Source organism: Streptomyces sp. NPDC038200, from assembly GCF_055600785.1.
Genome location: NZ_JBVJYH010000023.1, coordinates 124,957 through 146,069, shown reverse-complemented (window position 1 = coordinate 146,069; position 21,113 = coordinate 124,957). Strand labels below are relative to the sequence as shown.

Genomic DNA, 21,113 nt, shown 5'->3' with positions numbered 1-21,113 from the left:
CGGCGAGCGTCTCGGGGTCTCCCAGATGCACGTCTCCCGCCTGATCAGCCGCCTCCTGGCCCGACTGCGCGAAGGCATGCTCAGCACCAGCTGAGCCTCACGACGCGACAGGCCGGCGCTCCGGACGCAACCGCGCCCGGAGCGTTCCGGTGTCGGGGCGGCCTCAACGGGCGAGGCGGTGCTTCCTGCCGCCCCGGCGGAAACGCATCGCGGCGTAGACGAGAGCGACGACGAGGACGACGGCGCCGATGACCAGCAGATAGAACAGGCCATGGACGGCGAATCCGATGATGCCCAGGATCAGGGCCACGAGGATCAGCAACAGGAACACAATCATCGGATCTCCTGACAACTCCTGAGATCATTCGGGGTGGCTTCGGTGGTCAGCGGCGGGCCAGCCGCCGCTCGCCGCCGGCGCCCGGCTCGTAGGCCAGCTCGTAGTGGGCGAAGATCCCCGGCTCGTCGGCGGCGGCCAGTTCGCCGTCGGTGTCGATCGACGGAGCCTTCTTGACCCGGCCCTTGCCGTGGGCGACCTTCAGGTAGCCCGGACCGACCGTCGCACCGCCGAGGGGGACGAACGCCAGTCGGCGGCGGGTGGGCAGACCGATGGTCACCGTGGCGAAGAACGGCTGGTCGTTGCTGGTGTCCACATAGACCGACTCCAGTACGCCGATCTTGTGCCCGTCCGCGTCGACAACGTCATGACCCCGCCATTCGCGGATGTCGGATGCCTCGAACATCAGAACCTCCTGTGCACGGGGTACCCCGTGACACGCCGGAGATGTTCGCGGACGCCCTCGAAGCCCTCAGAAGGCGTACCGGATGCGCAGCCAGGGCGCATGGGCCGCCACGAGGCCGGTCAGCGTGTGCACGGCCTCCGCCTTGACCCGGTTGGCGTAGCGCACGTTCAGCGCCCCGTTCTCCGAGCGTTTGCCCTGCTGCAGGGCGGGCCGCCACAGCACCTCCTCGGCGCGGGGGTGCCAGCCCAGGTTCACCTCGTGCAGTTCCCGGTTGTGGGTGAGCATGATCACTTCGGCGGCCGCCTGCCGTTTGACCCGGTCGGGCAGGACGTCGTCGAGCTGCCGGAGCAGCTCGGTCCAGGCCTGCTCCCAGCCGGGCCGCAGCACCACGGGGGAGAGGTTGAAGTGGACCTCGTAGCCCGCGTCCAGGAAGTCCGCCGATGCGGCGATCCGCTCGTCCACCGGAGACGTCCGCAGGTCCAGCAGCCGCGAGTCCGCCGCGGGCATCAGCGAGAACCGGATACGCGTCCGGCCGCGCGGGTCCAGCGTCAGCAGGTCGGGATTGACGAACTTGGTGGCGAACGACGCCTTCGCCGAGGGCCACCGGCGGAAGGCCCGCACGAGATCCGCGGTGTTGTCGCAGACCAGGGCATCCACCGAGCAGTCGCCGTTCTCCCCGATGTCGTAGACCCAGGCCGACTCGTCGCACTGGTTGGGCTCCCGCTTGCGGCCCAGACGTGCGATGTGGCGTGCCAGGTGGGCGATGATGCCGTCGATGTTGGTGAAGACCGTGATGGGGTTGGCGTATCCCTTGCGGCGCGGCACGTAGCAGTACGCGCAGGCCAGGGCGCAGCCGTTGGAGGGGCCGGGGGCGATCCAGTCGGCGGAGCGGCCGTTGGGTCGCGTGGCCAGCGTCTTCTTCTCGCCCAGGACCAGCGTCTCGCCCTTCACGCGCACCCAGCGCTCGATGTTCCCCTCGTTGCCGTGCAGCCCGGGAATGCGCCAGTGGGAGTCCACCTCGATCACTTCGGCGTCCGGGAAGCGGGCGAGGATCTGCCGGCCGCGCGGGGACGCGGCGGCGGCAGGTTCCGCATAGAGGGTCCGCACGGGCAGCAGGCGGCGGGCCGCGGGCGAGTCCCGGAAGGCCGGGCGGTCCCCGCAACCGTGCTCCGCGGCCCGGCCGCCTCGCTCGCTCGTGCCCGCTCCCGCAGCCGCGGCGGCGTCGAGCGAGTCGAGGTCGAACAGGGCGTCGGGGCCGCCGTCCGGTCCGGCGGAGGGGTACCTCATACGTGCTCCGCTCGGGATGTCGGGGGTGGAGGCCTCACTCCACTGTAGGCACCCGCCGGGCGGGGGCCGGTGCCCGGCGGAGGGCCGCGCGTCTCGCGCCCAGTCGGCCCTCAGCCCTCCTCCAGGGGGTCGTGGCCCCAGTTCATCAGCGAGTGGCGCCACCGCGTGTCGCGCACGTCCCCGGAGGGACGCTGGGCGAGGTGACGGCGGATGTAACCGGTCACCTTCCGCATATGGGCATAGTCCGCGTCCGAGAGGTCGCCCTGCTTCTTCCGGAGGATGTCCACGATGGCCCGCCCGGAGGCGTGACCGGTGGACTCGCCCCCGTCCTTGTGCTGGCCCGCCGCTCGGGAGTCCTCGGTCGCCAGCCACTGCTCCAGTCCGGACGGTGTCATGTTCACCAGTTCGCGGAAGGCGTCCCAGGTCTCACGGTGCTCGCCGTCACCGCCTCCCATGCCCGCCTACTTCTTCCGCTTCAGGGCGGACGGCTTGTGCACGGCCGTGCGGCCGGACTTGTCGCTGCGCACCTCGTACTGCGGGTCGTCGGGCGAGGCGTCCACGGTGCGTCCGGCCGCCTCGGTGCGCTTGGTGATCTTCTTCTCGACGGTCCCCGAGGTCTCGCTGCCGTGGCTGCTCCAGGCGACCTTGTCGCCCTTGGACGGTTCCCGCTTGCCGGAAGAGCCCTTGGCCCTGGCCATGTCGTATTCCTCTCCCGCGGGGGTAGTGGTCCGATTACCCACCTTGCTGGCAGGAGACGCCCCCCGCATCCGCGGCGCACCACGTGCGCGGTGGAGGGCCCCGCTGCGCGCTCATCTGTGATGAAGCACTCTCTCCCGAGCAGCGCCTGCTTAGTACTGAGCCAATTGGGAAGTCGGAGATGCGTCGCGCACCACCCGCCACGCGGGAGGGGGGCGATGCAGTCAGTTCTCGTCCGTCACCCGTAGGAGTGCCGTGACCGCGCGCATCGGAGTCGAAGAGGAATTCCACATCGTCGAGACGGAGACGGGCCGGCTCGTGCCACGGGCCGACACCGTGCTGCAGAGGCTCCCCAGACAAACCTTCACGACCGAACTGCAGCAGGCGACCGTGGAGTCGAACAGCGGTGTGCACACATCGCTCGGCGACCTCTACGGCGACGTCGTCGGCACCAGGCGTCAGCTCGATGCCGCGGCCGCCGCTCACGGACTGGCCCCGGTGGCCGCCGGAACGGTTCCCCTCGCCAGCACCGCCGACGTCCAGCCCACGTCCGGGTACCGCTACCGCCGCATGTTCGACCAGTACCGCATGGTCGCCGACGAGCAGCTGATCTGCGGGACCCACGTCCACGTCGACGCCCCCGACCGCGACCTGGCCGTACGCACCATGTGCGCGGTCTCACCGTGGCTGCACGTGCTGCTGGCGCTGTCCGCGAGTTCGCCGTTCTGGCTGGGCGCCGACACCGGCTACGCCAGTTGGCGGACGATGCTGTGGCAGCGCTGGCCCACCGCGGGGCCGGTCGGCTGCTTCGCGGACGCGGCCGAGTACGACGCGGCCGTACAGGGCCTCATCGACTCGGGCGTCATCGGCGACGCGGGGATGATCTACCACGACATACGCCCCTCCGCCCATCAGCAGACCCTCGAGCTGCGTATCTGCGACGCCTGCCCGCGCGCCGAGACGGTCGTGCTCATCGCCGGGCTCTTCCGGGCCCTGGTGACCGATGCCAGGGAGCGGCTGGAGAGGACGCGGGGCCGCGCCTGCGACGGCCGGCACGAATGGCTGCGCGCCGCGTCCTGGCGGGCCGCGCGCTCCGGCCTCGAAGGAACCCTGATCGATCCCTACACCCGCCGTGAGGCGTCCGCGGCGCAGGTCGTCGGCGCCCTGCTCCGACGGGTGCGGCCGGCGCTGGAAGCGGCCGGGGACTGGCAGACGGTACGGGACCTCGCGGAGAGGGCGCTCAAGGACGGCAGCGCCGCCGACCGCATGCGCCGCACGGCCGTGGCCGAGGACCTGCTGGCCTGCACCGATCTGGCGATCGCGGAGACCCGCGGCGCCGCCCACCGGCGCCGTCGGCCCGTCACCGACTTCAGCGGGCGCGTCACCCCCCTGCGGCGGCCCGGCCAGGACGCCCCCGCCGCCCGCCCCGCGCGGATCGCCGGCCCCTGAGGCGCCTCGCGCACGACGACGTCCGCCGCCGCACCGAGACACCCGGACAGGCTCTCGTTCCGAAGGAGAGACGAACACCATGGCAACCAGCGCCGACCAGACACCGACGGCCGGGGCCGCGCACCTCCCCTCGTTGCGCAACCCGCACGCACAGGGAGGTGCTGTCCCATGTGCGGTCTGAGCGGAGAGATGCGCTTCGACGGCGCGCGGCCCGACCTCGCGGCAGTGGAGCGCATGAGCGACCGGCTCGCCCCGCGCGGCCCCGACGGTCAGGGAATCTGGACACGGGGCGCCGTGGCGCTCGGGCACCGGCGACTGAAGATCATCGACCTTTCCGAGCACGGGGCCCAGCCGATGACCGACGCCCGGCACGAGGTCACGGGCGTCTTCAACGGCTGCATCTACAACTACGCGGAACTGCGCGCGGAACTGAAGGCCCTCGGCCACCGGTTCCGGTCCACCTCCGACACCGAGGTCGTCCTCGCGGCGTACCGGCAGTGGGGCACCGCCTGCGTCGACCGCTTCTACGGCATGTTCGCCTTCGCGATCGTCGAGCACCGCACCGGCCGCCTGGTCCTGGGCCGCGACCGGCTCGGCATCAAGCCCCTGTACCTGTCGCAGACCGCCGGACGGCTGCGCTTCGCCTCGTCCCTGCCGGCCCTCCTCGCGGGCGGCGGCGTCGACACCGCGCTGGACCCGGTCGCCGTCCACCAGTACCTCAGCTGGCACGCCACCGTCGCCGCACCCCACACCATCGTGACCGGGGTGCGCAAGCTCCCGCCGGCCACCGTGCGGGTCGTCGAGCCGGACGGCACCTGCCAGGACCACCGCTACTGGCAGCCGTCGTACACGCGCCGTGCCGAGCACGAGGGCATGAGCGCGAGCGAATGGCGGGACGCGGTGCTCGACGCGTTGCGTACCGCCGTACGGCGCCGGATGGTCGCCGACGTGCCGGTCGGCGTCCTGCTCTCGGGCGGCCTGGATTCCAGCCTGATCGTGGCGCTGCTGGCCGACGAGGGGCAGCGGGACCTGGCGACGTTCAGCGTGGGCTTCGAGTCCGAGGGCGGCACCGAGGGGGACGAGTTCCGGTACTCCGACCTGATCGCCAAGGAGTTCGCCACCGATCACCACCAGCTGGTGGTGCCGTCGGAGCGGGTGTCGACGGCTCTGGACGCAGCCGTCGCTGCCATGAGCGAGCCGATGATGAGTCACGACGTGGTGGCGTTCCACCTGCTGGCCGAGCAGGTGGCCAAGAACGTGAAGGTCGTGCAGAGCGGTCAGGGCGCGGACGAGGTGTTCGCCGGCTACCACTGGTACCCGCGCCTCGCCTCCGCGTCCCGCGAAGAGGAGCCGGAGAGGTACGCCGAGACGTACTTCGACCGGTCGCACGCCGACCTCGCCGCCATGCTCCAGCCGCACGTGCTGCCCCCTGACGACGTCTCCGGCCGGTTCGTCCGCGAGCACATGGCGGTGCCGGGGGCACAGACCGCTCTCGACGCGGCCCTGCGGCTCGACACCCATGTCATGCTCGTGGACGACCCGGTGAAGCGGGTCGACAACATGACCATGGACTGGGGGCTGGAGGCCCGCGTGCCCTTCCTGGACCATGAACTGGTGGAGCTGGCGGCCGCCTGCCCTCCGGAACTGAAGCTGGCCGACGACGGAAAGGGCGTCCTGAAGGACGCCGGCCGCAAACTGCTGCCCCCCGAGGTGGTCGACCGCCCCAAGGGTTATTTCCCCGTCCCGGCGATCACCCATATGGCAGGACCCGTCCTGGAGCGGGTACGCGAGGCCCTGAACGCCCCCGAGGCCAGGCAGCGCGGACTCTTCAAGGACTCCTACCTCGCCGAGCTCCTGGCGGCCCCCGACCGACACCGCACCAAGCGCGGAGCGAACGCACTGTGGCAAGTGGCTTTGCTGGAGATATGGCTGCAGACGCACGGGATCTGACCGACTGGCGTGCCGCGGAGGGCACGGTCGGCCTGGGCATGGCCGCCGCCGGCCGTCCGACGCCGCGTGCCAGTCCGGCGCCACCGGCCCCGGACGGCCGTGCCCCCGCCTTCGCCGCCCCCGCCCGCATCCCGCTGCCCGACGCCGCCGGACCGCGCGACGCGCCGATACGGCTGGTCGCCCACGGCTGCTGGTACCCCTCGGCGGACCCCGCCGGCGCCCAGGTGGCGTACATCTGTGACCGCGGCGGTGTGCCCCAGCTGTGGGTGGGGCCCGTCGACGGCGACGAGGTGCGCCTGCTGGACAGCGAACCGGATCCCGTCCAGGAGGTGTCCTGGTCCCCCGACGGCCGCTGGATCGCCTACACCACGGCTCCCGGTGGCGGTGAGCACCTGAGGGTGCTGTGCGTACGCCCCGACGGCACCGACCGCCACATCCTGGCCGGGGCCGAGCCGGGCAGCTCGGCCCATCTGGGCTGCTGGGCGCATGACGGATCGGCCGTCGCGGTGACCGTGGCGGTCCCCACCGCCGTACCCCCGCCCCTGGCCGCCGCGCCGGAGCCCGGCGCGGCCGAAACCACCGGGCTGCCGGCCGGCCCTCTGCCGTCCGGGGGGCCACGCCGGGACGGCGATGCCGTGCTCCTCGGCGGGGCACCCCACGACGAGAGCGGACTCGGATGGCCGACGCCCCCGGCGGCCACCGACGCTACGGCCCCGGGCGCCTCGTGGGAGGGCCACCCCGCACCGGCGGCCGGCTTCGGCGACGGACTGTCGGCGTATCTCATCGACCCCGACGGCGTTTCCGCCCCCGTCCTGCTCGCCGCCGAGAAGGACGCGGCGACCCTGCGCGTGTGCGACCTCAGCCGGGACGGCGGCCTGGCGCTGCTGCGCCGCGGACCCCGCGGACGGCGCGAGGCGTTGGTGCTGCGCACCGACGACCGCACCCTCACCTGCGTGGTGCCGGTGGCCGACGGCGACCCGTGGATCGGCGCGTTCTCGCCCCGCGCCGACACCCTCTGGCTGCGCAGCGACGCCTACCGGGAGTTCGCGGTCCTGCTCGCCGCCGAACTGGATCCGGACGGGCAGCCGCACGGGTGGTCCGTCGCGGCCGCGCGCGAGGACAGCGACCTGGAACTGCTGCACTGCGCCCACGACGGGAGTACCGCCGTACTGGCCTGGAACGTCCGGGGCGTGAGCGAGGTGGAGGTCCTCGACACCCACGCGCCCGGAGCGACCGGGGTCGCGGTCGGTCCGCCCCGGCCGGTGCCCCTGCCCCACGAGGTGGCCACCCGCATCGTGGACGCCGGCCCCCGGCTGCTGCTGGCCCTCTCCGGTTCCCAGCGCCGCCCCGGCGTGTGGTGGCTCCCCGAGAGGACGTCCCTGGCGCGCACCCCGTGGTCGTCGCGGGACGAGGACGCCGTTCCCCCGGGCCGCCCGCCCGTGCGACCGCTTCAGCTGAGGCTGACCGCACGGGACGGGCTGCCGCTCAACGGGTGGTACTACCGGGCGCCGGGGCGCGGCCCGAGCGAACCGGCGCCCTGCGTGATCCATCTGCACGGCGGCCCGGAGGAGCAGGAACGTCCCGTCCTCAATCCGCTCTACCACGAGATCCTGGGGCGGGGACTGGACATCTTCGCACCCGACGTACGCGGGTCCGGCGGACACGGACGGTCGTTCGTCGACGCTGACCTGGCCGACGGCCGCTTCGCCGCGATCGAGGACGTGGCCGACTGCGCCGCGCACGCGGTGCTGGCCGGTCCGGCCGACCCCTCCCGGCTGGCCGTCATGGGCCGCTCGTACGGGGGTTATCTCACCTTCGCCTGCCTCGTCTGGCACCCGGAACTGTTCCGCACCGGAGTGGCGGTGTGCGGCATGTCGGACTTCGCGACGTTCTTCGAGGGCACCGAGCCCTGGATCGCGCAGTCGGCGGCCCACAAGTACGGCCACCCCGAGCGCGACCGCGACCTGCTGCACTCGCTCTCGCCGATGAGCCGTATCGACGCGCTGCGCGCGCCGGTGCTCGCCGTGCACGGGGAGCACGACACCAACGTGCCGCCCGGGGAGTCGGAGCAGTTCGTACGAGCCGCACGCGAACGCGGCCTGACCGCCGAACTGCTCACCCTGCGCGACGAGGGCCACGACTTCCTCCGCGCGGACAACCGGCGGCTCTTCCGTCGTTCCGCCGCCGACTGGCTGCAGCGGCACCTGACCGGCTGACCCGGCCGGGCCCGGCCTCGGTCGCGCGTCCGCCGCCACCGCTCCCGCCGTCGCCCTGTCGGGAGGTCCCGCGGGCGGCGAGGTGTTCCGGCGGCGACGCGGCGCGGCCGCGCTTCCGTCCCGGCGAAGCTTCGCACACCGTCGCTTGGACGGCCGGGTGGGGGGAATCCGGAGTGCATCGCACATCCGTGCCCCACCCGAGCGGGAGGACGAAACCCATGCTGGCCATCGTTGCGGCGGCCCTGTTCTTCATCGCGTTTCTGATCGACGCCGCCGACATCTCCACCAACGACGTCTTCACCCAGACCAACATCATGCTCATCGGTCTCGCCGTTCTGGCCCTGCACCTCGCCGGCCTGGGAAGCGGCCGGACGGTGCGTGGCCGCAGACACTGACGGGCGCGACGGAGGTCAGGGGGCGGCCGAGTCGCTGTCGGGGTGGAGGGGGAAGATCTGGTCGAGGCCGACGATGCGCAGGATGCGGAGCGTGTGCTCGGGGACGGCCGCGAGCGCGATCTCCGCGTGGGCGGCGTGGGCGTGATGGCGGGCGGCGATCAGGGCGCTGATGCCGCTGGAGTCGCAGAATTCCATGCCGGCCAGGTCCAGAACGAGTCGCCGGCCCGGCTGCAGCGCGATCCTGCCGACGAGGTCACGCAGGTGCGGGGCACTGGTGTAGTCGAGTTCACCGGCGACTTCGAGGACGGGACCGCCCGGGGCCTCTCGCGTGATGATCTTCAGTGGGCTCATCGTGGGCTGTCCTGCCGAGGGGCGGGCGCGGGCACGCCCAGGGCGAGAAGGGCCGTGTCGTCGTCGAGGCCGTCGCCGAAACCGCGCAGCAGATCGGTCAGAGCCTCTACGACGTCGTGCGGGGGTTTGCCCGCCTGCCCGGCGGCGAAGGCGAGCAGCGCCTCGTCCCCGTACAGGCCTTTGCGGCCCTTGCCGGTGCGGGCTTCGGTGAGACCGTCGGTGTAGAGCAGCAGGGTGTCGCCGGGAGCGAGGACCGTCGTGGCGGTGACGAAGTCGGCGGAGGGAAGGATGCCGACGAGGAGGCCGCCGGGGGTGGGCAGGAACCCGGCCGTGCCGTCGGCACGCAGGACCAGGGCCGGAGGGTGACCGCCCGAGGCGAGGCGGATGGTGACCTCACCGGTCGTGGGGTGGGGTTCCACCGTGCCGAAGACGGCCGTGCAGTAGCGCGGGTCGCCGCTGCCGGTGTAGCGCTCGTGGAGCACCCTGTTGAGGGTGGACAGGGCGGCCACGGGGTCGGAGTCGTGGACCGCGGCGGCGCGCAGGGTGTAGCGGGTGAGCGAGGTGACCGCCGCGGCCTCGGGTCCCTTGCCGCACACGTCCCCGAGGAAGAAGGCGAAGCGCTTGCCGTCGACGGGGAAGACGTCGTAGAAGTCGCCGCCGAGCCGGTCGGGGGAGGCGGTGTGGTAGTGGGCGGCCGTCTCGACTCCCGGTACCGGCGGCAGCGTGTCGGGCAACAGCGACTGCTGGAGCACGGCGAAGGCGTCCTGCAACCGGGCCCGATCGGCCTCCGCCTGTCGGTGGGCCTCTTCGGCCGCCTTCCGGCCTCGCAGGAGTTCCTCCTCGTAGGCACGTCGGTCCCGGGCGTCGAAGACGGTGGTGCGGATCAGCAGCGGCTCGCCGGTGGTGCCGTACTTGACCGCGGAGGAGATCAGCACGGGCATCCGCGCACCGTCGGCCTGCCTGATCTCCAGGGCGATGCCGCTGACCTCGCCCCGCATCCGCAGCAGCGGCGCGAAGTGCGTCTCGTGGTACAGCCGGCCGCCCACGGTCAGCAGGTCGGTGAATCGCATCCGGCCCACCACCGCCTCCCGCTCGCGGCCGAGCCAGCCCAGCAGTGTGGCGTTGATCTTCGCGATGGTGCCGTCCATCAGCGTGGACAGGTAGCCGCACGGCGCGCTCTCGTACAGCTCCGCCGCGCCGTCCTCCAGCAGCGCGGCGAACGCCGCGTCCGGCGCCCCCTCGCCGCCGGCGTCGTACGGGTCGGGCCGCTGCCCCGTGCCGCACATCATCGGGACACCGACAGGAATTCCAGGATCGCCTGGTTGGTGGCTTCGGGCGCCGAGAGGTGCGGGCAGTGTCCGGTCGCGTCGAGCGTGACCAGGACCGAGCCGGGTATCGCCCGGTGGACGAAGGCGCCGACCTCCCGGGGGGCGATGGCGTCCTGGGTGCAGTCCAGTACCAGCGTCGGCACCCTCACGTTCCCGAGGTCGTTCCGCGAGTCCGACAGGAAGGTGGTCCGGGCGAAGACACGCGCCATGTCGGGGTCGGTGGCACAGAAGCTGTTCTTCAGCTCCTCGCCGAGCTCGGGGCGCTCCGCGTTGCCCATGATCACCGGCGCCATCGCCGCCGACCAGCCCAGATAGTTCGACTCCAGCGACGCGAGCAGCTCGTCGATGTCCTCGACGCTGAACCCGCCGCGGTATCCGTCGTCGTCGATGTACCGCGGGGACGGGGCGACCATCACCAGCGCTCCCAGCCGCTCCGGGGCCCTCTCGGCGGCCATCACCCCGATCATCGCGCTGACCGAGTGCCCCACGAACACGGCGTCGCGCAGGTCCAGCGCTTCGCAGATCTCGACGACGTCCTCGGCGTAGCCCTCCAAAGACGCGTAGCGCTCCTCGGAGAACGCGGACGGATCCGAGCGGCCGGAGCCGACGTGGTCGAACAACACCACCCGGTGGTCCTCGGCCAGAGCGGGCACCGTCAGGCGCCACATGTTCTGGTCACAGCCGAAACCGTGCGCCAGCACCACCGTGCGCCCCCGCGGGTTGCCGGTGACCGTGACGTTGTTCCTACGAACGATGTCCATGCCACCAGTCTCGCAGGCATCACGTACCCCTCCGAAACGGCCCGGGACCGTTACCGGGAACCCGCCCAGGTCGGTCCGTCCCCGCGCGTCTGGGCCCCGGCTCGCGGATGCAGCGGGCACCCTCCCCGAACCGACAACCTGTGCCCGATCGGATCGGGTGGGCGTCACGGCGCGACGGCGTCAGGGACACGCGTCGAGGAAGTCGAGCAGTGCCGCGTTCACCTCGTCCGGACGTTCCTGCTGGGTCCAGTGACCGCAGCCCGCCAGTTCGAGGGGCTCGCGCACCAGGTTCGGCATGAGGGTGGGGAGGCGCTCGATGAGTGCGGGCGTGCCGGGGAAGGCGGGGACGACGTCACGGTCGCCGTAGACGTACAGGGCGGGCCGGGAGACGACGGCGCCCTGCCAGGGGGCGGTCAGTTCCCAGTTGCGGTCCAGGTTGCGGTACCAGTTGAGGGCCCCGGTGAAGCCCCCCGAGAAGCTCTCGGTGAGCGCGTCGAGGTCGTCCTCGGAGAACCACTCCGGCAGCACCTCGGGGTCCGACATGGTCGCGAGCCAGCCGCGCTCGGGGTCGACCAGTGGCTGCGTGCCCCCGCCGGGAGCGTCTCCGGACGCCCAGAAGAAGAACTTCCGCAAGGAGGTGCGGGTGTCCGCGGCGAACTCGGCGTCGGCGACGCCGGGGCGGTTGAAGTAGTTCCAGTAGAAGCGGCCGTCGAACATCTTCTCCATGGCGGGCAGCGGAGGCTGCGGCCCCCGGAACGGCGGCGGCACGCTCAGTCCGGCCACCCCGCGCACCACGTCCGGCCGGAACAGCGCGGTGTGCCAGGCGACCGGCGCCCCCCAGTCGTGCCCGACGACGTACGCCGTCTCCTCGCCCAAGGCCCGGATCAGCCCGACGACATCGCCGACCAGGTGGAAGATGCTGTACGCCTCGACGTCGTCGGGATGGTCGCTGCGCCCGTAGCCACGCTGGTCGGGGGCGACCACGCGGTAGCCCGCCGCGGCGAGGGGGCCGAACTGGTGGTGCCAGGAGTGCCACGACTCGGGGAAGCCGTGCAGGAGCACCACCAAGGGGCCGTCGCCCTGTTCGGCGATGTGCAGCCGAATCCCGTTCACCTCGACCATGCGATGCTCGACCATGGGTACGAGCGTACGTGCCGTGATCATGGGATCGGTGGCGACACGGGGCGGCGGCAGGCGCTCTCAGTAGACGTCGCGGACGTAGCGTTTCTCCGCGGACAGGCGCCTGACGTAGGCGGTCGCCTCGTCGGGGTCCATGCCGCCGTGCGTGCCGACGACGTCCCTGAGCGCCTGGTCGACGTCCTTGGCCATGCGCCCCGCGTCGCCGCAGACGTAGAAGTGCGCGCCGTCCTGGAGCCACTGCCACAGGCGGGCACCGCTCTCGCGCATCCGGTCCTGGACGTAGATCTTGTTGCGCTGGTCGCGGGAGAAGGCGAGGTCGAGGCGGGCGAGGTGGCCGGACGCCCGGTGGGCCTCCAGGTCCTCCCGGTAGTAGAAGTCGGTGGCCTGGCGCTGTTCGCCGAAGAAGAGCCAGTTGGCACCGGTGTGACCGCGCGCCCGGCGGTCCTCGAGGAAGCCGACGAAAGGGGCCACGCCGGTGCCGGGCCCGACCATGATCATGGAGGTGGCGGGGTCGGCGGGCGGGCGGAAGTGCGACGAGCGCTGCACGAAGACCTGGACCGGGCCGTCGTCGGCGCAGTCGGCGAGGTAGCTGGAGCACACGCCCTTGCGGTCGCGGCCCAGGTCGTTGGTGTAACGGACCACCGACACCGTGAGGCGTACCTCGCCGGGGTGCGCGAGCGGGCTGGAGGAGATGGAGTACAGCCGGGGCTGGAGACGCCGGAGCACGGCGGTCCATTCCGCGGCGGACGCGCGGAGCGGGAAGCCCGCGACGACGTCCGCGGCCTGGCGGCCCCAGCTCCACTGCGCGAGCGCGTCCTTGTTGTCCGGCCGCAGCAGCCGCTTCAGCTCGTGACTGCCGGTCCGCTCCGTCACGAACCTGAGCAGGTCCGTGGTGACGCGGGAGATGTCCAGGCGGGTGCGCAGCGCCTCTTTCAGAGGGAGCGGCGCGCCGTCGCCCAGATCCACGGGCTCGTCGGCGTCGAGTCCGGTCAGCGCCAGCCATTCGGCGACGAGTCCGGCGCCGTTGACCGGCCACACGCCCAGGGCGTCACCGGCGTCGTAGGCGAGTTCCCCGGCACGGGTGTCGAGGGCGAACTGCCGTACCTCCTTCTGCGAACCGGGCAGGCTCAGCAGCCTGTTGCCGACGAGCAGCGTGGCGAACGGCGACGCCTTGGTGTGGCCGGCCGACGCGGGTGCGGGAGCGCGGGCGGGCGTGGCGGCGGCCGAGGTGACGCCGGGCCGGGATCCGGGCGTCCCGGTCGCCGCCGCGGGCCCGTCATGCCGATCCTCGGTCTCCGCCGCGGGCCCGTCGTGCCGATCCTCGGTCCCCGCCGCGGACCCCTCCTGCCGGTCCTCGGTCGCCGCCAGAGCGGTGACCACCAGGCCGAGCCATCGCTCGGCGGACTCCTCGAAGTCGGGTTCGCAGTCGGTGCGGGGGACGAGCCGGGTGGCGCCGAGTGCTGCGAGGCGTTCGTCCAGGCGGCGGCCGTGGCCGCAGAAGTCGTCGTAGGAGGAGTCGCCGAAGGCGAGGACCGCGTACCGGACACCCGGCAGCCGTGGCGCGTCCGGGGCGGACAGTGCCTGCCAGAAGCCGGCGCCGTTGTCGGGCGCCTCGCCGTCGCCGAAGGTGCTGGTGACGAGGAGTACGTCGGCGTCGGCGGCGAGGTGGTCCGGGCTCGCGTCGCCCATGGGCAGCAGTTCGGGGGCCAGGCCCGCCTCCGCGAGGAGCACGGCGGCACCGGCGGCGAAGTCCTCGGCGTTGCCGGTCTGGGAGGCCCACAGGACCACCAGGCGGCGGGCCGGTACGGGGGCGCCGGCGGCCGGAGCCGCGGTCGGTGCGGGAACCGCGGGCGGGGCGGCGGCCGGCGTGCGGGAGAACATGCCCGCGAGGACGCCGTCGACCCACAGAGCGTGCCCGGGGTCGAAGGGAGCGCCCGGCGGCAGGACGGGGACGCGCCCGTCGGGCGGGGACTGTGCGAGACCGGCCAGGTAGCCGGAGAGATACCGGCGCTCCGGCTCGGCCAGCGCGGCGGGCGCGAGGTCGCCGACGCCGAACAGTGTGGCGAGCGCGGGGACGGGGGAGTCCGCCGGGACCGCCACCGCGGGCACCGAAGGGGCGGTCGCGGGCATCGTCTCCGGCCGTGTGCTCGGGCCCGCCGCCGGGACGGGGGCGGCCGTCCTGGTGAGAGCGACGGCGCACACCTTGAACTCGGGCTGGAAGGAGATCGGATCGATGGCGTCGCTGGTGACGGCGTTGATGCTGAGGTACTCACCGAACAGGTCGTTCCAGTGGAAGGGAGCGAAGCAGGAGCCCGGCCTGACGCGGTCGGTGACCACGGCGGGCAGCACGGCCCGCCCACGCCGCGAGGCGACCTCCAGGTGGTCGCCGTCGGCGACGCCGAGCGCCTCGGCGTCCCCGGGATGGATCTCCACGAACGGGCCGGGAGCGAGTTTCACCAGCTTGGTGACCTTGCCGGTCTTGGTCATGGTGTGCCACTGGTGCGGGAGGCGGCCCGTGTTGAGGACGAACGGGTAGTCGTCGTCGGGGAGTTCGGCCGCCGGAAGATGCGGGCGGGCGAAGAAGCGGGCGCGTCCGCTCGGGGTGGGGAAGGCCAGCCGGGGGCGGGTGCCGTCCGCGTGCTCCCGCAGTTGCTGGCTGACACCGTCGTTGAGGTAGCGGATCGGGTTGCGGTCCGGGCCGTCGGCTGCCGGGGCCGGCCACTGGACGGGCGTGGTGCGCAGCCGGTCGTAGGTCACCCCGCGCAGGTCCCACCCGGTCGCGGGGTTCCACGCCTGCTTGAGTTCCTCGAACACCTCTTCGGCGCAGGTGTAGGTGAAGCCCTCCGCGAAGCCCATCGCGCAGGCCACCTCGGCGATCAACCGCCAGTCGGGCAGCGCCTGTCCGGGCGGGTCGACCACGCCCTGGACGAGGGTGAGGTTCCGCTCCGAGTTGACCATGACGCCGTCGGACTCCGCCCACAGCGTCGCGGGCAGCACGGCATCGGCGTACGCGGTGGTCTCGGTCTCGGCGAACACGTCCTGTGCGACGACCAGTTCTGCGGCCTCCAGACCGGCGATGACGGTCTTGCGGTTCGCCACCGAGGCGACGGGGTTGGTGCAGATGATCCAGCAGGCCTTGATGTCACCGGCGGCCATCCGCTCGAACATCTCGATCGTGCCGCGCCCGACCTCGGTGCGCAGGGAGCCCTCGGGGATGTTCCACAGGCGCTCGACGAAGGCGCGCTCGGTGTCGTCGAGCACGGACCGCTGGCCGGGCAGCCCCGGACCCATGTAACCCATCTCGCGCCCGCCCATGGCATTGGGCTGGCCGGTCAGCGAGAACGGGCCGGAGCCGGGCCGGCATATCGCTCCGGTCGCGAGGTGCAGGTCGATCAGGGCGTTGGTGTTCCAGGTGCCGTGCGTCGACTGGTTCAGGCCCATCGTCCAGCAGCTCATCCACGCGCCGGCCTCGCCGATCCACCGCGCCGCCTGCCGGATGTCGCCCTCCGGGACGCCGGTGATCTCCGCGACCTCCTCGGGCGGGTAGGCCGCGAGGAAGGCGGGCATCTCCTCCCAGCCCTCGGTGAACTCGGCGATGAACTCCTCGTCGATGTGGCCGTTCGCGACCAGCAGGTGCAGCAGGCCGTTCAGCAGGGCGAGGTCGGTGCCGGGCCTGATCTGAAGGAAGAGGTCGGCCTTGTCGGCGGTGGCGGTGCGGCGCGGGTCGACCACGATCAGCTTGGCGCCGGCCGACTTCACCCGGTCCATCATGCGCAGGAACAGGATGGGGTGGCAGTCGGCCATGTTCGAGCCGATGACGAAGAACGCGTCCGCGTGGTCGAAGTCCTGGTACGAGCCGGGCGGGCCGTCCGCGCCCAGCGACAGTTTGTAGCCCGAGCCCGCCGAGGCCATGCACAGCCGGGAGTTCGACTCGATCTGATGGGTGCGCACGAAGCCCTTGGCCAGCTTGTTCGCCAGATACTGCGCCTCCAGGGACATCTGCCCGGACACATAGAAGGACAGCGCGTCCGGCCCGTGCTCGTCCAGGATCGCCCGCAACCGGCCCGCGACCGACGCCACGGCCTCGGCCACGTCCGTCTCGACGGCCTCGGCGCCCCGCTCGGCGCGCATCAGGGCCTTCCCCGTCCGTCCCGGGGCGGCCATCATGTCCGCGCTGGTCGCTCCCTTGGTGCACAGGCGACCGAAGTTGGCGGGGTGCGTCCGGTCCCCGGACGCCTTCGTCGCACGACGGCGGCCGTCGGCAGGGTCGCGGACCACGTCCAATACGATCCCGCAGCCGACGCCGCAGTACGAGCAGACCGTGCGGACACTGCCGTCCGTCGAGCCAGATGCCATGACCAGCACCGTAGGAAGACCGAATTTCGGTCCCGTCACACGTCGGGCGCGCGGGGGGTTACGCGCCCCGCACACGGTACGGCGACGCCGTGTGAGGCGAGGGCTCACCCGAGGCCGGCGAACGGAAAGGCCGAGACAGGAACGAGCGACGGCAGAAAAGGCGGGAAAAGGCAGGCAAACGAGGCCGGAAAACGAGGCCGAAAAAAACCAAGGCAAGGAGGTCGCCCACTCCTTGCCACTCTCAACATATAGCGCACAGGGGGCCTTGCGGCAAGCCCCGGGTCGTGTTGCAGAATCTCCGGCCGTAGCCAGAACCTGCGGAAATCGGCGATTCGCGAAGCACGTGCACTTTTGGTCGCCCCTGGGCGTGTGCGCTCGATGCGGAGCGGCCGGCCGAGACGCAGCCTTTGTCGAAAGTGGGGGCTTGATGATCGACGTGATCGTGGTCGGCGCCGGACCGACCGGCTTGATGCTGGCCGGCGAGTTGCGGCTGCACGGGGTGCAGGTGGTCGTGCTGGACCGGCTCACCGAGCCGTCCGGGTACTCCCGCGGACGCGGCCTGCACGCGCGCAGCGTCGAGCTGATGGACCAGCGCGGCCTGCTGGACCGGTTCCTCGCCGTCAGCGAGAAGTTCCAGGTGGGCGGCTTCTTCGGCGGCATCCACAAGCCGTGGCCGGAGGGACTGGACACGGCCCACCCGTACGGCCTCACCACACCGCAACACGTCACCGAGCGGCTCCTCGGCGAGCACGCCCTCGAACGGGGTGCGGAGATCCGGCGTGGCTGCGAGGTGGTGGAGCTGAGCCAGGACGAGCACGGGGTGACCGTCGAGCTGGCGGACGGCGCACACCTGCGCTCCCGGTACCTCGTCGGCTGCGACGGCGGCCGCAGCACGGTGCGCAAGCGGCTCGGGATCGGCTTCCCCGGTGAGCCCGCCAAGGTCGAGACCCTGCTGGGCGACATGCAGGCCACCGAGGATCCGGCGACGATCGCCGCCGTCGTCCAGGAAGTCCGCAAGACCCAGCTGCGCTTCGGCGCCATTCCGAACGCCGACGGCAACGAGGGGGTGTTCCGTTTCGTCGTGCCCGCCGACGGTGTCGCCGAGGACCGGGCCACCGAGACGACCCTCGACGAGTTCAAGAAGCAGCTGCGGGCCACCGCGGGGACCGACTTCGGGGTGCACTCCCCGCGCCGGCTGTCCCGGTTCGGTGACGCCACCCGGCAGGCGGAGCGCTACCGGGCCGGCCGGGTCCTGCTGGCCGGCGACGCGGCACACATCCACCCGCCGACCGGCGGACAGGGCCTCAACCTCGGCGTCCAGGACGCGTTCAACCTCGGCTGGAAACTGGCCGCGGAAGTCAACGGCTGGGCGCCGGCGGGGCTGCTGGACACCTACCACGCCGAACGGCACCCGGTGGGCGCCGCCGTGCTGGAGAACACCCGCGCGCAGAGCACGCTGATGGGGACCGACACGGGTGCCGCCGCGCTGCGGGAGCTGTTCGCGAGGCTGATGGACTTCGACGAGGTGAACCGGTACGTCACCGGGATGGTCACCGCGGTGGGGGTTCGCTACGACCTCGGTGACGGGCACGAACTGCTCGGCCGGCGGCTGCGGGACGTGCGGCTGAAGCAGGGGCGTCTCTACGAGCTGCTGCACGCCGGCCGCGGACTCCTGCTCGACCGGACGGGCCGGCTCTCGGTGGCGGGCTGGGCCGACCGCGTCGCCCACGTCGTCGACGTCAGCGAGGAACTGGACGTCCCCGCGGTCCTGCTGCGCCCCGACGGGCATGTGGCCTGGGCCGGCGAGGACCAGCGGGAGCTGGACGGCCGGCTGACCACGTGGTTCGGCGCTCCCGTCGCCCTCGCGCAGCACGCGCCGGACTGAGCCCGCGCGTCAAGCCCCGCTGCCGGGGGAGCACTCGGGTGGGTGAACTCCCGTTCCGTCCGCGGTCGAGCGCCGCATAGTGGGAGGACCGTCGGCCGGCGGCCACACGGAAGCCGGGACCGGCCGGCGGACGCCCGCAACTCCACCCTGCCGGAGGCCTGATGACGGACCGTACGGAGTCGATCGAATCGATGGAGCAGCTCGCCGTGGTCTGGCGTGCCATGGTGCTCGACCGGAACGCGGACGCCGATGTGCGCGACCTGCCGGGCATCGCCGTCCGCTGGGCCGACTGCCGGTTCACCTTCTGGAACTGCATCACGTTGACCGACGTCGGCACGGACCCGGCACTGCTCGCACACCGCCTGGGCCAGGCAGCGGACATCATGCGCGCCAAGAAGCAGGCCGGACTCCTGTGGCTCTTCGAGGATCTCCTCGCCGACGAGGCACGCGCGTCCGTGCGGACAGCGGCCGAGAAGGCGGGCCTGGAGTATGCCTTCCCCGGCACGGGCATGGCCGCGGACCTCCTGCCCCTGCCCGAGCCCTCCCACCCGGATCTGACGTTCGTCCGCGTGACCACCGACGAACAGCTGCGGGAGTACGCGGACCTGAACGCGCGCGCCTACGGTTTCCCACTGGACGACGGCCGCGACGGACTCCTCGGATCCACGCTGTGGAAGAGCCGGGTGCATGCCTATCTGGGCCTGCGGGACGGCGTTCCGGTGACGTGCGCCGGGACGGTGGAGGCGGACGGCCGTCTGTTCGTCGTCCTCGTCGCCACCGCCCCGGAGTGGGAGCGCAGGGGGTACGGCGAGGCGGTGACACGCAAGGCCCTGTACGAGGGCGCCCGCGCCACCGGCCTGACCCGGGCCACGCTGCACGCGACCGCGGCGGGGGCGCCCGTGTACCCCCGCATCGGCTTCCGGCCGAACTCGCCGATGCACTTCTACGGCCTCAAGGACTGACCTCCCGGCCGTGCGGGGGAGGGGCGTCCGCACCGGTCACCCCTCGCACAACGGTCACCCCTCGATCGACGGTCACCCCTCGATCGACGGGTGCCGGTCGATCGAGGGGTGCCGGCCGGGTGCGCGACTGCCCGGGCGCTCGGCCGGCAGCGCCCGGGCCCGCGGCAGGTCAGCCGCTCACACTCGTTGCCACAGTGCCGGGGTGTTCGGCGGCTCCCAGCCCGGCTGGGCCTGGTGGCCCTGCAGACAGCGGTAGGCGGCACCGCCGTACGTCACCGTGTCGCCCGCCTGGTACACGGTGCCGGCCGACCAGGTGCCGCCCGGGTCACCCGGGTCGCCGGGGTCACCGGGGTCGCCCGGGCCGGTCGCGGTCGTCTTCAGCGTGAGGCCGTAGGACTGGAGGATCGGGTTGACCGGCTGGAAGAACGTCGTCCCGCCGCTCGTGCAGTTGCCCGAGCCGCCCGAGGTGACGCCCTGCGCCTGGCTGCCGGAGATGAACGAGCCGCCCGAGTCGCCCGGTTCGGCGCACACCGAGGTACGGGTGACGCCGCTGACGGTGCCCTCCTGGTACGTCACGCTGGTGTTGAGCTGCTGCACGGTGCCGCAGTGCCAGCCCGTCGTGGACCCGGAGCGGCACACGGAGGAACCCACCGGGGCCTGCGTGGACCCGGCCACCTGGACGCCGGACCCGTTGACGTACGGCGTCGCGGTCCAGTTGCCGTTGCCGGCCACCCACGCCATGTCGTTGCCGGGGAAGACCGACGCCTGGAAGGTGCCCTGCGCCACCTGGTTGGCGCCGGTGGTGCTGCTGCCGGCCCGCCCGCAGTGACCGGCCGTGGCGAACCCCTGCTGGGTGCCCCGGGTGACCGGGAACCCGATCGAGCAGCGGCTGCTGTTGTCGATGTAGTAGGCGTCACCCCCGCGCAGGTCGTACAGCGGCCGGGGGTGTTCGGCCGACTTCACGACCCGGGCGAGGGAGGAGTCGACGCCGGCGGCCGTCAGCAGGGCACGCGCGGCGGCCGGCCGTATCGCCTGCACCACCAGCGTGTTGGAGCGCACGTCCACGTACCAGACGGGCGTGTCGGAGGTGGCGCGGTGGGCGGCGGCGCGGTCCACGCGTGCCTTGGCCGCGTCCAGCGCGGCCAGGGAGTGGTCCACGACGACCGCTTCGGCGCCGCGTGCCCGGACCGCCGGCACGTCGGCCGGGTCGGTGGTGGCCACGGTCAGCGTGCCCGACTCCGCGCCGCGCACCCAGGCGCCCGCGAAGTCCGCGCCCAGCGCGGCCCGCAACCGGCCCGCGGTGGCGCCGGCCTCGGCCTCGTTGGCCAGACGGCGCTCCGCCTGCTGCCGGTCCAGGCCGAGGTCCCGCTGGAGCGCGCCGAGGAGGGCGGGCGGCGCCGCGGCGGTACGGAGGGTCTCGGCGGCCGTGGGCAGGCCGGGGGAGGCGGACGGTTCGGCGCTCGCGGAGCCGCTGAGCCCGGCCACGAGCAGGGCACCCGCCGCCGCGGCGGCGGCGCACGCGGCCCTGAGGTGTCGTTGGAGCATGGGGAGGTCTCCTCGGATTCGGTGGGAGTGCCGAAACCGTAAGGAGATCCGC

General features: G+C 72.4%; 18 protein-coding genes. 7 read left to right on the top strand and 11 right to left on the bottom strand.

The features are described 5' to 3' along the window. A partial coding sequence (locus ACZ7KF_RS35085) for a sigma factor-like helix-turn-helix DNA-binding protein (protein WP_363093014.1) occupies window positions 1-94 on the top strand: 94 nt, incomplete at its 5' end. 69 nt (window positions 95-163) lie between these two features. Here the strand turns inward: ACZ7KF_RS35085 and ACZ7KF_RS35080 are convergent. From ACZ7KF_RS35080 to ACZ7KF_RS35060, 5 genes are all read right to left on the bottom strand, one after another. Then, on the bottom strand, window positions 164-337 hold the full coding sequence (locus ACZ7KF_RS35080; RefSeq protein WP_471084423.1) for a hypothetical protein: 174 nt from the start codon (window positions 335-337) through the stop codon (window positions 164-166). A gap of 46 nt (window positions 338-383) precedes the next feature. Next, window positions 384-740 (bottom strand): PRC-barrel domain-containing protein, encoded by a 357-nt coding sequence (locus tag ACZ7KF_RS35075; RefSeq protein WP_471084420.1) that lies wholly within the window; start codon window positions 738-740, stop codon window positions 384-386. A 66-nt stretch (window positions 741-806) separates the two neighbouring features. Next, window positions 807-2,027 (bottom strand): spore photoproduct lyase family protein, encoded by a 1,221-nt coding sequence (locus ACZ7KF_RS35070; protein ID WP_471084417.1) that lies wholly within the window; start codon window positions 2,025-2,027, stop codon window positions 807-809. Window positions 2,028-2,137: 110 nt separating this feature from the next. Then, window positions 2,138-2,482, bottom strand: coding sequence for a DUF3140 domain-containing protein (locus ACZ7KF_RS35065; RefSeq protein ID WP_471084414.1), 345 nt, complete (start codon window positions 2,480-2,482; stop codon window positions 2,138-2,140). A 6-nt stretch (window positions 2,483-2,488) separates the two neighbouring features. Further along, window positions 2,489-2,725, bottom strand: a complete 237-nt coding sequence (locus ACZ7KF_RS35060) for a hypervirulence associated TUDOR domain-containing protein (RefSeq protein WP_471084411.1) — start codon at window positions 2,723-2,725, stop codon at window positions 2,489-2,491. 253 nt (window positions 2,726-2,978) lie between these two features. Here ACZ7KF_RS35060 and ACZ7KF_RS35055 point away from each other — a divergent pair, with 253 nt between their 5' ends. From ACZ7KF_RS35055 to ACZ7KF_RS35040, 4 genes are all read left to right on the top strand, one after another. Continuing rightward, a complete protein-coding gene (locus tag ACZ7KF_RS35055; protein WP_471084408.1) occupies window positions 2,979-4,172 on the top strand; it encodes a carboxylate-amine ligase in 1,194 nt (397 codons plus the stop codon). Between the two features lie 168 nt (window positions 4,173-4,340). Then, entirely contained in the window at window positions 4,341-6,122 is a 1,782-nt protein-coding gene (locus ACZ7KF_RS35050) for an N-acetylglutaminylglutamine amidotransferase (RefSeq protein ID WP_471084405.1), read from the top strand. Further along, window positions 6,098-8,338, top strand: a complete 2,241-nt coding sequence (locus tag ACZ7KF_RS35045; protein WP_471084402.1) for a S9 family peptidase — start codon at window positions 6,098-6,100, stop codon at window positions 8,336-8,338. Before ACZ7KF_RS35050 ends, ACZ7KF_RS35045 begins: the two co-directional genes overlap by 25 nt. A gap of 218 nt (window positions 8,339-8,556) precedes the next feature. Then, complete coding sequence (locus tag ACZ7KF_RS35040; RefSeq protein ID WP_471084399.1) at window positions 8,557-8,733, top strand: hypothetical protein; 177 nt, start codon at window positions 8,557-8,559, stop codon at window positions 8,731-8,733. Window positions 8,734-8,748: 15 nt separating this feature from the next. Here ACZ7KF_RS35040 and ACZ7KF_RS35035 read toward each other — a convergent pair whose 3' ends face one another. The 5 genes from ACZ7KF_RS35035 to ACZ7KF_RS35015 form a co-directional block, all read right to left on the bottom strand. Further along, window positions 8,749-9,084 (bottom strand): STAS domain-containing protein, encoded by a 336-nt coding sequence (locus ACZ7KF_RS35035; protein ID WP_471084396.1) that lies wholly within the window; start codon window positions 9,082-9,084, stop codon window positions 8,749-8,751. Then, window positions 9,081-10,370, bottom strand: a complete 1,290-nt coding sequence (locus ACZ7KF_RS35030) for a PP2C family protein-serine/threonine phosphatase (protein ID WP_471084447.1) — start codon at window positions 10,368-10,370, stop codon at window positions 9,081-9,083. The genes ACZ7KF_RS35035 and ACZ7KF_RS35030 overlap by 4 nt, the downstream gene beginning before the upstream one ends. Further along, on the bottom strand, window positions 10,370-11,173 hold the full coding sequence (locus tag ACZ7KF_RS35025) for an alpha/beta fold hydrolase (protein ID WP_471084393.1): 804 nt from the start codon (window positions 11,171-11,173) through the stop codon (window positions 10,370-10,372). Before ACZ7KF_RS35025 ends, ACZ7KF_RS35030 begins: the two co-directional genes overlap by 1 nt. Window positions 11,174-11,353: 180 nt before the next feature. Next, window positions 11,354-12,310, bottom strand: a complete 957-nt coding sequence (locus tag ACZ7KF_RS35020) for an alpha/beta fold hydrolase (protein WP_471084391.1) — start codon at window positions 12,308-12,310, stop codon at window positions 11,354-11,356. Between the two features lie 63 nt (window positions 12,311-12,373). Further along, window positions 12,374-16,669, bottom strand: a complete 4,296-nt coding sequence (locus ACZ7KF_RS35015) for a molybdopterin-dependent oxidoreductase (protein ID WP_471084388.1) — start codon at window positions 16,667-16,669, stop codon at window positions 12,374-12,376. Between the two features lie 427 nt (window positions 16,670-17,096). Between ACZ7KF_RS35015 and rox the strand changes: the two genes are divergently transcribed. Both rox and ACZ7KF_RS35005 read left to right on the top strand, forming a co-directional pair. Further along, a complete protein-coding gene (gene rox / locus ACZ7KF_RS35010; protein WP_471084444.1) occupies window positions 17,097-18,554 on the top strand; it encodes a rifampin monooxygenase in 1,458 nt (485 codons plus the stop codon). Between the two features lie 161 nt (window positions 18,555-18,715). Continuing rightward, on the top strand, window positions 18,716-19,516 hold the full coding sequence (locus ACZ7KF_RS35005) for a GNAT family N-acetyltransferase (RefSeq protein ID WP_471084385.1): 801 nt from the start codon (window positions 18,716-18,718) through the stop codon (window positions 19,514-19,516). 177 nt (window positions 19,517-19,693) lie between these two features. On the opposite strand, the gene ACZ7KF_RS35000 is transcribed toward ACZ7KF_RS35005, so the two are convergent. Next, the gene (locus ACZ7KF_RS35000; RefSeq protein ID WP_471084382.1) at window positions 19,694-21,061 is read right to left on the bottom strand and encodes a trypsin-like serine protease; all 1,368 of its coding nucleotides are present in this window, start codon (window positions 21,059-21,061) and stop codon (window positions 19,694-19,696) included. Window positions 21,062-21,113: the final 52 nt, after the last annotated feature.

Excerpts from the sequence above, each read along its gene's own strand:
- ACZ7KF_RS35075 (WP_471084420.1), bottom strand. The coding sequence starts at position 740 with ATGTTCGAGGCATCCGACATCCGCGAATGGCGGGGTCATGACGTTGTC.
- ACZ7KF_RS35030 (WP_471084447.1), bottom strand. The coding sequence starts at position 10,370 with ATGTGCGGCACGGGGCAGCGGCCCGACCCGTACGACGCCGGCGGCGAG.
- ACZ7KF_RS35040 (WP_471084399.1), top strand. The coding sequence starts at position 8,557 with ATGCTGGCCATCGTTGCGGCGGCCCTGTTCTTCATCGCGTTTCTGATC.
- rox (WP_471084444.1), top strand. The coding sequence starts at position 17,097 with ATGATCGACGTGATCGTGGTCGGCGCCGGACCGACCGGCTTGATGCTG.
- ACZ7KF_RS35015 (WP_471084388.1), bottom strand. The coding sequence starts at position 16,669 with ATGGCATCTGGCTCGACGGACGGCAGTGTCCGCACGGTCTGCTCGTAC.
- ACZ7KF_RS35045 (WP_471084402.1), top strand. The coding sequence starts at position 6,098 with ATGGCTGCAGACGCACGGGATCTGACCGACTGGCGTGCCGCGGAGGGC.
- ACZ7KF_RS35005 (WP_471084385.1), top strand. The coding sequence starts at position 18,716 with ATGACGGACCGTACGGAGTCGATCGAATCGATGGAGCAGCTCGCCGTG.
- ACZ7KF_RS35060 (WP_471084411.1), bottom strand. The coding sequence starts at position 2,725 with ATGGCCAGGGCCAAGGGCTCTTCCGGCAAGCGGGAACCGTCCAAGGGC.
- ACZ7KF_RS35070 (WP_471084417.1), bottom strand. The coding sequence starts at position 2,027 with ATGAGGTACCCCTCCGCCGGACCGGACGGCGGCCCCGACGCCCTGTTC.
- ACZ7KF_RS35080 (WP_471084423.1), bottom strand. The coding sequence starts at position 337 with ATGATTGTGTTCCTGTTGCTGATCCTCGTGGCCCTGATCCTGGGCATC.
- ACZ7KF_RS35035 (WP_471084396.1), bottom strand. The coding sequence starts at position 9,084 with ATGAGCCCACTGAAGATCATCACGCGAGAGGCCCCGGGCGGTCCCGTC.
- ACZ7KF_RS35000 (WP_471084382.1), bottom strand. The coding sequence starts at position 21,061 with ATGCTCCAACGACACCTCAGGGCCGCGTGCGCCGCCGCCGCGGCGGCG.
- ACZ7KF_RS35065 (WP_471084414.1), bottom strand. The coding sequence starts at position 2,482 with ATGGGAGGCGGTGACGGCGAGCACCGTGAGACCTGGGACGCCTTCCGC.
- ACZ7KF_RS35050 (WP_471084405.1), top strand. The coding sequence starts at position 4,341 with ATGTGCGGTCTGAGCGGAGAGATGCGCTTCGACGGCGCGCGGCCCGAC.
- ACZ7KF_RS35020 (WP_471084391.1), bottom strand. The coding sequence starts at position 12,310 with ATGGTCGAGCATCGCATGGTCGAGGTGAACGGGATTCGGCTGCACATC.
- ACZ7KF_RS35025 (WP_471084393.1), bottom strand. The coding sequence starts at position 11,173 with ATGGACATCGTTCGTAGGAACAACGTCACGGTCACCGGCAACCCGCGG.